The organism is Micromonospora sp. NPDC003944 (genome assembly GCF_053605225.1).
Genome location: NZ_JBSGIV010000022.1, coordinates 1 through 12,166 on the forward strand (window position 1 = coordinate 1; position 12,166 = coordinate 12,166).

At 71.0% G+C, this 12,166-nt stretch carries 10 protein-coding genes and 2 pseudogenes; 5 read left to right on the plus strand and 7 right to left on the minus strand.

What is annotated here, in order from left to right; translation table 11 throughout:
• Positions 1 to 142: 142 nt before the first annotated feature.
• From ACWER9_RS13490 to ACWER9_RS13510, 5 genes and pseudogenes are all read right to left on the minus strand, one after another.
• Positions 143 to 376 (minus strand): TrmH family RNA methyltransferase, encoded by a 234-nt coding sequence (locus ACWER9_RS13490; protein WP_452302114.1) that lies wholly within the window; start codon positions 374 to 376, stop codon positions 143 to 145.
• An 88-nt stretch (positions 377 to 464) separates the two neighbouring features.
• Entirely contained in the window at positions 465 to 3,149 is a 2,685-nt protein-coding gene (locus tag ACWER9_RS13495; RefSeq protein WP_452302190.1) for a DNA topoisomerase (ATP-hydrolyzing), read from the minus strand.
• A gap of 48 nt (positions 3,150 to 3,197) precedes the next feature.
• A pseudogene (locus ACWER9_RS13500) lies at positions 3,198 to 3,827 on the minus strand (LAGLIDADG family homing endonuclease); the annotation flags it as partial.
• A 168-nt stretch (positions 3,828 to 3,995) separates the two neighbouring features.
• Positions 3,996 to 4,253: pseudogene (locus ACWER9_RS13505) on the minus strand (DNA gyrase subunit A); the annotation flags it as partial.
• Between the two features lie 32 nt (positions 4,254 to 4,285).
• A complete protein-coding gene (locus ACWER9_RS13510) occupies positions 4,286 to 6,415 on the minus strand; it encodes a DNA gyrase/topoisomerase IV subunit B (RefSeq protein ID WP_452302191.1) in 2,130 nt (709 codons plus the stop codon).
• Between the two features lie 291 nt (positions 6,416 to 6,706).
• On the opposite strand from ACWER9_RS13510, the gene ACWER9_RS13515 reads away from it, so the two are divergent.
• Entirely contained in the window at positions 6,707 to 7,963 is a 1,257-nt protein-coding gene (locus tag ACWER9_RS13515; RefSeq protein ID WP_452302115.1) for a hypothetical protein, read from the plus strand.
• A gap of 119 nt (positions 7,964 to 8,082) precedes the next feature.
• Positions 8,083 to 8,946: an alpha/beta hydrolase family protein gene (locus tag ACWER9_RS13520; RefSeq protein ID WP_452302116.1), complete on the plus strand. Its 864-nt coding sequence runs from the start codon at positions 8,083 to 8,085 to the stop codon at positions 8,944 to 8,946.
• Positions 8,947 to 8,979: 33 nt separating this feature from the next.
• Here the strand turns inward: ACWER9_RS13520 and ACWER9_RS13525 are convergent, their stop codons facing one another.
• Positions 8,980 to 9,150, minus strand: coding sequence for a hypothetical protein (locus ACWER9_RS13525; RefSeq protein WP_452302117.1), 171 nt, complete (start codon positions 9,148 to 9,150; stop codon positions 8,980 to 8,982).
• 196 nt (positions 9,151 to 9,346) lie between these two features.
• On the opposite strand from ACWER9_RS13525, the gene ACWER9_RS13530 reads away from it, so the two are divergent.
• Positions 9,347 to 9,976, plus strand: a complete 630-nt coding sequence (locus ACWER9_RS13530; protein WP_452302118.1) for a hypothetical protein — start codon at positions 9,347 to 9,349, stop codon at positions 9,974 to 9,976.
• Between the two features lie 193 nt (positions 9,977 to 10,169).
• The gene (locus ACWER9_RS13535; protein WP_452302119.1) at positions 10,170 to 10,541 is read left to right on the plus strand and encodes a hypothetical protein; all 372 of its coding nucleotides are present in this window, start codon (positions 10,170 to 10,172) and stop codon (positions 10,539 to 10,541) included.
• Between the two features lie 36 nt (positions 10,542 to 10,577).
• Here ACWER9_RS13535 and ACWER9_RS13540 read toward each other — a convergent pair whose 3' ends face one another.
• On the minus strand, positions 10,578 to 11,483 hold the full coding sequence (locus tag ACWER9_RS13540; RefSeq protein WP_452302120.1) for a DUF72 domain-containing protein: 906 nt from the start codon (positions 11,481 to 11,483) through the stop codon (positions 10,578 to 10,580).
• 134 nt (positions 11,484 to 11,617) lie between these two features.
• Between ACWER9_RS13540 and ACWER9_RS13545 the strand changes: the two genes are divergently transcribed.
• Entirely contained in the window at positions 11,618 to 12,121 is a 504-nt protein-coding gene (locus tag ACWER9_RS13545; RefSeq protein WP_452302121.1) for a DinB family protein, read from the plus strand.
• The last annotated feature ends 45 nt before the right edge of the window (positions 12,122 to 12,166 follow it).

Sequence of the window (12,166 nt, forward strand, 5' to 3'; positions counted from 1 at the left end):
CGACGACCTCGAGCGGATCGTCGGGATCATCGGCGTGCAGCAGGAGGAGGAGAGCGGGGACTGACCCCCGTACTCCCGGTACAACGGCCGCGCCACCCCGCCCCGCCCCGCCCCGCCCCGCCGATCTTGCACTTTCGGACGCCTATTCGCCCATTTCGTGAGGCTTGCCGGGACAGAAAGTGCAAGATCGGCGCAGGCAGAGGCGGCAGGCGGGCAGGGCTAGCGGGGGGTAGAGGAGGCCGGCCAGTTTGTAGAGGACCAGGGAGCCGGCTACCGCGACGTTGAGGCTGTGGCCATGGCCGACCATGGGGATCTCGACCGCCCCGTCCACCTGCTCGAGGGCCTCGGGCCGGCCCGAGCGTCGAGATCCGCGCAACTACGGGGAAAGTGCTGCCTGCCGCACGTCGGAGGCAGCAACGTCCCTGTAGTTGCGCGGATCTTGAGGCCGACCGAGGGTCGGGGGCTCAGTCGCGCTCGATCAGGTGGCCTACCACGGTTGGGCCGAGCATCACCGCGAACCCACTGCCGTCCCGGCGGGGATCCGCCGCGGGCAGCTCCACCGGGTCGCCGGTGGCGGTCGCGCCGACCGGTCGCGGGCCCACCCAGGCAACCGCCACGTCGGTCTCACCCTTGAGGAAGCGGTGCGCGCGCACGCCGCCGGTCGCGCGGCCCTTTGCCGGGTACGCCTTGAAGGGCGTCACCTTGACCGTCGCGCCGGTGGAGGTGACCACCATCGGCTCGCCGTGCCCCGGGTCGTCGGTGCGCACCGCGCCGAAGAACGCCACCCGCGCCCCGACCTGCAGGTTGATGCCGGCCATACCGCCGCCCTTGAGGCCCTGCGGCCGGACCAACCCGGCGGGGAAACGCAGCAGTGACGCCTCCGAGGTGACGAATGTCAGCGTCTCGGTGCCGTCGGTCAGCCAGGTCGCCCCGACCACCTCGTCACCGTCGCGCAGACCGATCACCTCGAACTCGTCGGAACGCACCGGCCACTCCGGCGCGCAGATCTTCACCGCGCCCAGCCGGGTGCCCAGCGCGAGCCCCGGCGAGCCCTCCGCCTGCCCGCCGAGCGGGGCCAGCCCGACGACGGTCTCCCCCGCCTCCAACGGCACCAGCTCCGCCGCGGACATTCCGCCACGCAGTGACACCGTGCCTGCCTGTTCGGGCAGGACCGGCAGCGGCAGGACGTCGACCTTGAAGGCCCGGCCGGCGCTCGTCAACAGCAGCACCCGACCGCGGGCGGTGGAGTGCACGATGGCGCGTACCGTGTCGTGCTTGACCCGACCGTTGCGGCGGCGCCCCTCGGCGCTCTCCTCCGACTCGGCTGCGGTCCGGGCGACAAGCCCGGTCGCGGAGAGGATCACCTGGCACGGGTCGTCGGCGACCTCCAGCGGGCCGGCCGGCGCGGACGCGGCCAACACCTCCTTCAGGTCACCGTCGACGAGTGTCGTACGACGGTCGGTGGCGAACTGCTTGACCACGCCCGCCAGCTCGTCGGAGACGACCTTCCGGAGCACCCGCTCGTCGTCGAGGATCTTGCTCAGCTCGGCGATCTCGGCGCGCAGCCGCTCCTGCTCGGTCTCCAGCTCGATCCGGTCGAACTTGGTGAGCCGGCGCAACGGGGTGTCCAGAATGTACGTGGCCTGGATGTCGGAGAGGCCGAACCGGCTCATCAGCCCGTCCTTCGCGGCCTGCGCGTCGTCGCTGCCCCGGATCAGCCGGACCACCTCGTCGATGTCGAGCAGCGCGATCAGCAGACCGTCGACCAGGTGCAGCCGCTCCTGGCGCTTGCGCCGACGGTACGAGGTGCGCCGGGTGACCACCTCGTACCGGTGGGCGAGGAAGACCTCCAGCAGCGCCTTCAGCCCGAGCGTACGCGGCTGCCCGTCGACCAGGACCAGGTTGTTGACGCCGAACGACTGCTCCAGCGGGGTCAGCCGGTAGAGGTCGGCGAGCAGCGCCTGCGGGTTGACGCCCACCTTGCACTCGACGACGAGGCGGGTGCCGCTCTCCCGGTCGGTGAGGTCCTTGACGTCGGCGATGCCGGTCAGCCGCTTGGTCTTGGTCACCTCGTTGGTGATCGCGGCGATGACCTTCTCCGCGCCGACGCCGTACGGCAGCTCGACCACGGTGATCGCCTGGCGACCCCGGCTGCCCTCGATCGGGCCGATCTCCACCTTGCCGCGCATTCGCACCACGCCGCGCCCGGTCTCGTACGCCCGGCGCACCTCGTCCAGGCCGAGCAGCACCCCGCCGGTGGGCAGGTCCGGACCGGGGACGAACTCCATGAGTTTGTCCAGCGTGGCGTCCGGGTGGTTGATCAGCCAGCGGGCCGCGGAGACGACCTCGGCCAGGTTGTGCGGGATCATGTTGGTGGCCATGCCGACCGCGATCCCGGACGCGCCGTTGACGAGCAGGTTGGGGAAGGCGGCCGGCAGCACCGTCGGCTGGGTCAGCGACCCGTCGTAGTTGGGCTCGACGTCGACGGTGTCCTCGCCCAGCTCACCGACGAGCAGCATCGCCTCGCGGGACATCCGGGCTTCGGTGTAACGGCTGGCAGCCGGGCCATCGTCGGGAGACCCAAAATTTCCATGTCCGTCGATGAGGGGCACGTTGAGCGAGAAGTCCTGGGCGAGGCGGACCATGGCGTCGTAGATCGCCGTGTCGCCGTGCGGGTGGTACTTACCCATGCAGTTGTGAACGACGTAGCCCTCAGCAACGAACGCGTGCTCGTCACTGCCAACCTGAATGTCGTACGTGACGTCGGGCGACACCTCCTGGACAGAGGCGACCCGGAGAAACGAACTCCCGACCAAAGCGTCCAGTCGGGCTGCGAGTGGCGAGCCGAGGCGGTGGAGCTTGTGGATCCAACCGTCGCGGACCGCACGCTCCAACTGGAACGACCGATCCGCAAGCGCCACGCCATTGCGGTCCTTGCCATACCGCACCTTGGGGCTGCCGTTCGCCGAGAGCGAGGCGCGAAACGCCTGGCCGTCCTTGTCCCGGAACCACCCGCCGCCCTGGTGCGCGGCCGTGAACTCCGCGATGACCGGACCGTACGGCAACCGGTCGTCGCCCTGCTTGCCGCGGTACTCGTAGCCGATATCGGTGACCCGCTGCAAGCCGTCGTGCTTGTGTCCGATTCGCACCCAGGGCAGCAGCAAACGGGCAAGCTCTGCGGCGTCCCGCCCAGAGACCGAGAGACCGAAGAGTGGGTCACCCGCGGAGGCACGACCGCTGGTCCAGTGATGGCCATGCACCCCAAGGTCGGCGAGCATGGCGTAGATCTGCCGTACCAGCATCTCACTCGTGCTGACGAAGACGATCTCTCTGAAGCGCTTACGGACGTAACCGTCTCCGTCGAAGAAGCCAGCGAGGAACGGCGCCCACGCCGACCGGTTCTCGACGATGTCACGGGGTACGTACTTGTCCCGGCTGAGCGGCTCGGTGGCCTCCAGCAGCCCCTCGTGCCGGCTGAAGGTCAGGATGTGCTGGTCGCGATGGAGGGGGTTGCGCGCCTCGCGCTTACCTCGCGAGACATTCAATCCGCTGGCGATAGCCCAGCCGTGGGCGACATCCAGCGGCTCGACGTCACACATGTGGATTCGGACCCGGCCGTCCGCCTCGCGAGACCGATGGACAGGAAAACCCTCGGCCACCAGCAGCCCGCGCACATAGTCATAGACGTCGCCGGTGGGTGTCGGCAGCGCGTTGCGACGACTGCCGTAGGCCAATGTCAGTCGCCCCGGGAGATCCCGAGCCTCCACCCATTCCACCGAAAGGTCCTCGGCGACCACGCGGAAGCGCTGACCCGGGGTGACGAGCATCGTGTGCCCGTTGCTCCAGGTGACGCGAACGAGGTCAGAGGTCGGGTTGCGATAGACGGCGGTAACCGGGACCGACGCGCCCTCACCGTCCAGCACGAGGTCACCGAGCTCGATCTCCTCGATCGGCCGCAGGCCATCAGGGGTGGAGACCAATGTGCCGGCGACGAAGCAGTCGCCCACGATGCGGGCAGACTTCACATGCCCCCGGTCGGGCCGGTAGCCCTGCTCGTACATCGACCAGAGGATGCGCCGGTGCACCGGCTTGAGGCCGTCTCGGGCGTCCGGCAGGGCGCGGGAGTGGATGACCGAGAACGCGTACTCCAGGTAGGAGTCGGAGACCTCGGTGACCAGCGGGTTGTCGAAGACCCGCGCGCCAGCCTGGTCGAACGAGGAGAGGTCGACCTTGTTTTCCTTACGGCGTGCCATGACTCAGCTCTCCACTCGAGACAAACGGTCGCTCATGCGTCGATCGCTTCCCGGTCGACCCGGTCGGCGGAGTCGATGAGCCAGTTGCGGCGCGGCTCGACCTTCTCGCCCATCAGCAGTTCGAGGATGCGTTCGGCGGCGTCGACGTCGTCCAGGGTGATCCGACGGACGGCACGGGTGGCCGGGTTCATCGTGGTGTCCCACAGTTCGTCGGCGTCCATCTCACCGAGACCCTTGAACCGTGGGATGGGCGTGACGATCTGCTTGCCGGCCTTCTCCAGCTTGCTGACCGTCGCCTCCATCTCGGCCTGGGTGTAGGTGTAGACGGTCTGCGGGTTGCGCCCCCTGGTGGTGATCTTGTGCAGGGGCGGCATCGCGGCGTAGAGCCGGCCGGCCTCGATCAGCGGCCGCATGTACCTGGCGAACAGGGTGATCAGCAGCGTCCGGATGTGGGCGCCGTCCACGTCGGCGTCGGCCATGATCAGCACACGGCCGTAACGCAGCGCCGCGAGGTCGAAGGTGCGCCCCGAGCCGGCGCCGAGGACCTGCACGATGGCCGCACACTCGGCATTGTCCAGAACCTGCTGGAGGTTGGCCTTCTGCACGTTGAGGATCTTGCCTCGGATCGGCAGCAGCGCCTGGTACTCCGACGAACGGGCCATCCGGCTCGTGCCGAGGGCGCTGTCGCCCTCGACGATGAACAGCTCGCTGCGGTCGATGCCGGTGGCCCGGCAGTCGACGAGCTTCGGCGGCATCGACGCGCCCTCCAGGGCGGTCTTGCGCCGGGCGGCGTCCTTCTGCTGCTTCTGGGTGAGGCGCACCCGGGCGGCGTCGACGATCTTCTGCAGGACGGTGCGCGCCTCGGCCTTGGTGCGGCGGTCCTCCAGCCAGGCCTTGACGTGCGCGTCGACGAGGGACTGGAGAACCTTGGTGATGCCGGTGGTGGAGAGCTCGTCCTTGGTCTGCGAGGTGAACTGCGGCTCGGGGATCCGCACGTGCACCACCGCGGTCATGCCCTCCAGGACGTCGTCCAGGGTGGGCGGTTCCTCCTTGGCCTTGAGCAGACCGCGGGTGTTGCGGACCGCGTCGGCGAGCGCGCGGACGAGGGCCCGCTCGAAGCCCTTGCGGTGGGTGCCACCGTGCGCGTTGCGGATGGTGTTGGTGAAGCACTCGACGGTGCGCTCGTAACCGGTGCCCCACCGGAACGCCACCTCGACCTCGGCGCGGCGCTGCACGTTGGACTGCATGACACCGTTGGCGTCGGCGGCGTTCTCCCGGTAGGTGCCCTCGCCGTTGACCAGCAGGGTGCCGGAGACCGGCCGGTCGCCGGCCGGAGCGAGGAACTCCACCATGTCGCTGAGGCCGTTGGGGTAGTGGAACCGCTCCTCGGTGGGCGTCTCGCCGGTCAGGTCGCGGAGCAGGTAGGTCACGCCGGGGACCAGGAACGCGGTGTTGCGCAGCTTCATCCGGACGGCGTCGACGTCGAGCGCCGCGCCGGTCTCGAAGTAGCGGGCGTCGTGCCACCAGCGGATCGAGGTGCCGGTGCGCTGGCCACGCTTCACGGCGCCGGTCACCTGGAGGCCGGGGCCGGGGGTGAAGGGCGCGTCCGGCCCGTCGCCGTCGAAGATGCCCGGGACGCCGTGCCGGAACGACATCGTGTGGATCTTGCCGGCCCGACGGACGGTCACGTCGAAGCGGCGGGACAGCGCGTTGACCGCCGACGCGCCGACGCCGTGCAGACCACCTGAGGTCTTGTAGCCGGAGCCGCCGAACTTGCCGCCCGCGTGCAGCCGGGTCAGCACCAGCTCGACGCCGGAGATGCCGGACTTGGCGTGCACGTCGGTGGGGATGCCCCGGCCGTCGTCGTCGACCTGCACCGAGCCGTCGGGGTGCAGGATCACCTCGACGTGGCTGGCGTGACCGGCGACGCCCTCGTCCGTCGAGTTGTCGAGGATCTCGTTGACGAGGTGACCCACGCCACGGCTGTCGGTGGAGCCGATGTACATGCCGGGCCGCTTGCGGACAGCGTCCAGCCCCTCGAGGTGGGTGAGGTCATCGGCCCCGTACAGGGTGTCAGGCTCTGCGGTCAACTGGTCGTACTCCCCGGTCTCGGCGGTGTGCTGCCGGTCACCGGCGACATCAGCCGGCGTGGCGCGCCGCAGCGAGCCTAGCCCGAGGCTAGGACAAGTGTCGGAGGCCCTGTGCGACCCGCCGCGCGGGGCCCTCCGGACGTGAGCCAACGAACAGCCGTCGGGTGATCATGGGAGCACGCAGCGACACCGCCAGACCGCCATCTCCGCGGACTGCGGGGCGGCGACACACGTAGGGCGTCTCGCCTACGGGCCCGTGTCTTTCGTCGAACGAATCTGTTACGGGCCATTGACGCCCATCGCACAGGGGTGATCTGATCGCGCTCTCAGAGAATCTTTCATCTTTCGATGGATGGGGGCCCCATGCCCAGGTTCCGGCGTCTCGCGCTCGCCGCGGGACTGACGATCGCCATGGCCGCGTTGTCGACCGCCGTCGCGCTGCCCGCACCCGCGTCCGCCGCGCTGCCCACCGCCGCGGTGGCACTCGGGGACAGCTTCATCAGCGGCGAGGGCGCCGGGGCGTACACCCCGGTGGTCGACGCCAACGGCGTCAGCCAGGGCTTCCCCGGTTGGACGGCGGCGAACAACAACGCGTTCTTCTGTCACCGTTCGGCGAACGCCTCGCTCAACCAGGCCAACCTGCCCGGCATCCAGAACCGGTTCAACCTGGCCTGCTCCGGTGGCCAGCCACACGACATCGCCAACGCCTCGCAGGCGCGGACCAACGGTCGTACCGTGGCGTCGCAGCTGAGCCAGCTGCGTGCCGTCGCGCAGACCCAGGACATCGATCTCGTGCTGATCGGCCTGGGCTCCAACAACAGCTCGTTCACCTTCGGCAGCGTCGCGGAGAAGTGCGCCAACCGGTTCATCGCCGACGCCTGGACCGGCTGGTGGGAGTTCTGGGCGTACCTGAACGGCCCGGTGGAGCAGAAGCCGTGCAGCGACGCCGACCTGGCCACCGCCGCGCAGCTCAGCGCCGCGACCGCGGAGACCACCGCCGCCGTACGCCAGATCCTGACCACTCTGGACCAGGTGGACGCGGACGGGCAGCACCGGGTGGTGTTCCAGGACTACACGAACCCGCTGCCGCTGGACCTGAACCAGCAGTTCCACGAGGAGGACAGCCGGGACGACACCCGGGACAAGTTCCGCGACCTGGGCGCCGAGCGGTACGCGGCGGGTTGCCCGATCCACCGGGCCAGCCTGGCGCCGGGGCACCGCTTCTCCCAAGGGCTCGGCGGCATCGTGAAGTCCACCCGGGACACGCTGGCCGCCGAGTTCCCGGCCGACGACCTGGTGTACCTGAACGTGCAGCAGGCCTTCAACGGCGCCCGGCTCTGCGAGCAGACCAGCAGCCCGAGTGGCGCGCTGGCCACCCCGATCCGGCTTCAGGACGGCGCGACCGGCACCTTCGTCACCAGCCTCGCCGGCAAGGACAAGATCGCCATCCAGCGGATCGCCAACACCTGCGTGAGCTACTTCCAGACCTGCCAGGAGTCGTGGCACCCGAACGCCACCGGGCACCAGGTGCTCGGCCAGTGCCTGAGCGGCGCGGCCGCCACAGGTGCGCGGTCGGTGGCCTGTGTCCGGGCCAGCAACGGGGCGATCTCGGTCTCCTGACCGCAGCCCCGATCGGAGGGCCCCGCCACCCGGCGGGGCCCTCCGTCGCGTCCGGCGAGCCGCGGGACCGCCTCGGCCGGCGGCTACCCGCCGGTAACGCCAGGCCGTACGCTGGGCCGGTGAACGGGGACCCGGAGTACGCGCAGGAGTTCGTCGACGTCGACGGTGCTCGCCTGGGTGTGCAGGTGTATCCGGAGCCGGCCGGGGTGACGGGTGCGCCGGTGGTGGTGCTCCTGCCCGCGATGGGGGTCCGCGCCCGCTACTACCGGCCGTTCGCCGCCGCGCTGCGCGCGGCCGGGCTGGCCGTTGTCGTGGCCGACCTGCGCGGCACCGGGGCGAGCACGCCCGCACCGAGTCGGGCGGACCGGCACGGCTACGCCGAGTTGGCAAGCGACGTCGGCGCCGTGCTTGCCGCCCTCAAGCCGCGACTGGACGGGCGCACCCGACTGCTGCTCGGGCACTCGCTCGGTGGGCAGGCCGCGCTGCTGCACCTCGCCCTGCACGGCGGCGACGAGGTGGACGGGTTGGCGCTTGTCGCGGTCGGCATCCCGTACTGGCGGAGCTACCCGGGCCTGCGCGGCCTCGGCGTGCTGCCCTACACCCAGGGGATCGCCGCCACGGCGGCGCTGCTCGGGGTCTGGCCGGGCTGGGGCTTCGGCGGTCGGCAGGCGCGCGGCGTCGTCCGGGACTGGGCGTCCACCGCGCGGACCGGCCGGTTCCCCCGAATCGACGGTACGGACACCGAGGCCGCGGTCCGGGCGATCCGAACCCCGGTGCTGGCCGTCAGCGTGGACGACGACCAGTACACCCCGCACCGGACCATGGATCTCCTCTGCGCGAAGCTCGGCGGTGCGCAGGTGGCCCGGGAGCGGTACACAGTGGCGCAGGCCGGGACGACGTTGGACCACTTCACCTGGGTACGGGCGAGCGCGCCGCTGGCGCGGCGGATCGCCGCCTTCGCCGGCGAGCTGCCGCCGCGCTGAGCCGTACCGGCCCGCCGTCGGGCGACGGTCGGCTCACTCGTCCTGCTCCAGCGGCACCAGTTCACCGTCGCGCTCCACCTGGATCTCGGCGTGCTCCGCGCGCGGCGCGACCTCGGCGGTGCTGCGGTGTGGGTCGTTGTCGGGGTGCATGAGCACCGCGTCTGTTTTGGGGGTCTTCTCCCGGCTCTCGTCCGGCTGCGACATCGCGTTCCCCTCTCGTCGGCGTCGCTCGGGATCTACCCGCCACCGGGCGAACGACTCCTGCTCCGGCGGGGCCGACGCACCGACGACCCGGACGTCCCGTAGCTGCCTCGACGGCGCGGATCGGCCCGCGCGGGGCGGGGTTAGCCGCCCGACCGGCGGGTAAGCCGCAGCGCCCGACACGGCGGAAGGGGATCACATGTCCGAACGGCACACCGCACTGCGTTCGATGCACGATCTGGGCCTGGCGGCCTGGTTCGGCGGCTCCCTCATGGGTGCCTTCGGTGTCAACGGCGCAGCAGCGAAAATCAGCGACTCGACCCAGCGGCTCCCGGTCGCGTCGGCCGGTTGGTCCAAGTGGACACCTGTCAACGCGGCCGCGATCGGCGCCCACCTGGCCGGCGCCGTCGGCGAGCTGGTCACCGAGAGCCCACGGGTGGCGGCCCAGTCCGGCGTCGGCCGGGTCAGCGCCATCAAGACCGCGTTGACGATCGGCGCGCTCGCGGTCACCGGCTACAGCCGGTTGGTCGGGATGCGACTGGAGAAGGCCGGCGGCCCGTCGGTGAGCGGCGCCACCGAGCCGAACCACCAGACGCCGGCGAGCGTGGCCTCGTCGCAGCGGCAGATGAAGCTGCTCCAGTGGGCCATTCCGGCGCTGACCGGGACGCTGGTGGTGGTCACCGCGTACATGGGTGAGCAGCAGAAGCCCGGCCAGGTGTTCCGCGGGATGCTCGGTCGCGCCGGTGGGATGAGGGGCACCTCGAAGAGCATGATCAAGATGGCGGCGATGAGCAACGGCAAGCGGCCGATGGCGATGGCCGGACGCTGAACGTCGAGCCGGCCGGCGTCCCGCCGCCACCTCGACGGCGGGGCGTTGGCCGGCTCTGCGCGCGCGGTGACGCGACGACTGATCCCGCGCACGCGGCGGAGAGATGTCGTGCGCCGCGCTCGGGGCGGGCAGTCCCGGCACCCGAGGACGGCACATCGTCCGCCGGAACGGCGGACCGAGGAGCGGGGTGGCCATGACGGCGGACAAGGGACGCGGCGGGAACAACGACCGGCTGGAGCCGGAGGCGACCAGGCCGTGGGGCACCGGCGACGGCTTCGACGCCGACGCGCCCTGGGGCACTGACGACGACTCACCGATGGACGAGGGCAGCGAGGAGACCGCGGTGCCCGAGGGAAGGCGCGGCGAGCGGCGCGCCGGTGCCCCGGCGGGACGGTCGGACCCGGCGGGACGACACGGCTTCGGCTCGGTCGAGCCGACCCGTACGCCGATGGCCGGCCCGGGTGCCCCGCCCGATCCCGCCCCGAGCGGCCGGACCTTCCCCGACGACGCGGACATCGGCGAATCGACCCAGGACGCACTACGCAGCCGGGGCCGGCGGTCCTGAGTCGACAGGCGCGCGGCCGACCGACACCCGCGGCGATCAGCCGGACGCCGGAACGGTGTGGTCGGCGACCATCGTCTCGGTGAGCAGCTGCGCCAGCCGGGTGGCGTCGCGCTGGGCCTGCCCGGCGCAGCAGTTGTTGAACAGCACGTGCAGCTCGTCGGGGAGACCGGCGAACTCGGCCAGCAGAGCGGCCCAGTGCCGAAGCTCGTCCTCGGCGTACGCGTACCGGAACTTGTCCTGCTTGTCGCCCTCGCCCCAGGCGTCGCTGTGACCGTGGAACCGGACGATCGCCGGTTCCGCCGTCATGGTCAGGAGCGGTGGCACCGACGACGGATGCCCCTGTGGCATGTCGACGCAGACGAGCGACAGGTCGTGGGCGCGGAGCAGGTCCAGAGTGCCCGTCGCCGCACCGTCCTCGAACCACGAGCCGTGCCGCAGCTCCACACCGACCCGCCACGGCCGGCAGCGCTCGGCCAGCTCGACGATCCGGCGCTCCGCCGCGGGGCTGCGCACCAGCCACGGCGGGAACTGCACCATCACCACACCGAGCTTGCCGGCCGCCGCGATCGGGTCGAGGGCCGCCCGGAACCGGGCCCACAGCTCGTCGTACGCCCGCTCCGGCAGATCCCGGCGGCGGATCCGGCTCGGGCCGGCGGCCGGGCGCAGGTCGCGGGGCAGCACCGCGACCGGCGTCGGGTGGCCGGTGAAGAGACTGAACGCCTTGACGTCGAAGGTGAAGTCGTCAGGGGTGGCGTCCACCCAGCCCTGGGTCGTCTCCGGCACCGGGATGGCGTAGTAGGACGTGTCCACCTCGACCATCGGGAACCGACTGGCGTAGAAGCCCAGCCGGCGGGCCGGCGTGCTGGCCGAGCGGGGGTACCACCCGGAGCGCAGCAGGGACTGGTCGGCCCAGGACGACGTACCCACCTTAATCACACCCATGTCATTCAGTGGACCGCCAGCGGCGCGGATCGGCAACCGCTGGCGGGCCTTCCGTCCACCCGGTGTCGTGCCGGGGAAGTGTCGGTGCCTGGGCCTACGGTGGCATCGGGTGGACATCGACGAAGGGTGGCGACATGACCAGCACCGAGCAGCTCATCGGCGAGCGGGCCGACTTCCTGCAGACGCTCCGCAAGCACCGCGGTTTCCTCCTGCAGACGGTCGACGGGCTCACCGACGAGCAGGCGGCCAGCCGGCCGACGGTGAGTGGTCTCTGCCTCGGCGGCCTCATCAAGCACGTGACGAACGTCGAGCACCGCTGGACGCTCTTCGCGGTGGGCGGCGCCGAGGCGATGGAGCGTGAGGAGATCGACTGGGTCGGTCAGTTCCAGATGCTGCCGGGCGAGACCCTCGCCACCCTGGTCGAGCGCTTCCGGGAGGTCGCCGACCGCACCGACGAGGTGGTCGCCGGCATCGACCTGGACACGGCGCACCCGCTGCCGCAGGCGCCCTGGTTCGAGCAGGGGGCGAGTTGGACGGTCCGCCGGGTGCTGCTGCACCTGATCGCCGAGACGTCCCAGCACGCCGGGCACGCCGACATCCTGCGGGAGTCGATCGACGGCGCCAAGACCATGGGCTGACCCGCTCGTCGGCGGCCGGACCACCGAGGGTCGCCCGACCGCCGA

Excerpts from the sequence above, each read along its gene's own strand:
- ACWER9_RS13515 (WP_452302115.1), top strand. The coding sequence starts at position 6,707 with ATGCCCAGGTTCCGGCGTCTCGCGCTCGCCGCGGGACTGACGATCGCC.
- ACWER9_RS13525 (WP_452302117.1), bottom strand. The coding sequence starts at position 9,150 with ATGTCGCAGCCGGACGAGAGCCGGGAGAAGACCCCCAAAACAGACGCG.
- ACWER9_RS13530 (WP_452302118.1), top strand. The coding sequence starts at position 9,347 with ATGTCCGAACGGCACACCGCACTGCGTTCGATGCACGATCTGGGCCTG.
- ACWER9_RS13535 (WP_452302119.1), top strand. The coding sequence starts at position 10,170 with ATGACGGCGGACAAGGGACGCGGCGGGAACAACGACCGGCTGGAGCCG.
- ACWER9_RS13540 (WP_452302120.1), bottom strand. The coding sequence starts at position 11,483 with ATGGGTGTGATTAAGGTGGGTACGTCGTCCTGGGCCGACCAGTCCCTG.
- ACWER9_RS13545 (WP_452302121.1), top strand. The coding sequence starts at position 11,618 with ATGACCAGCACCGAGCAGCTCATCGGCGAGCGGGCCGACTTCCTGCAG.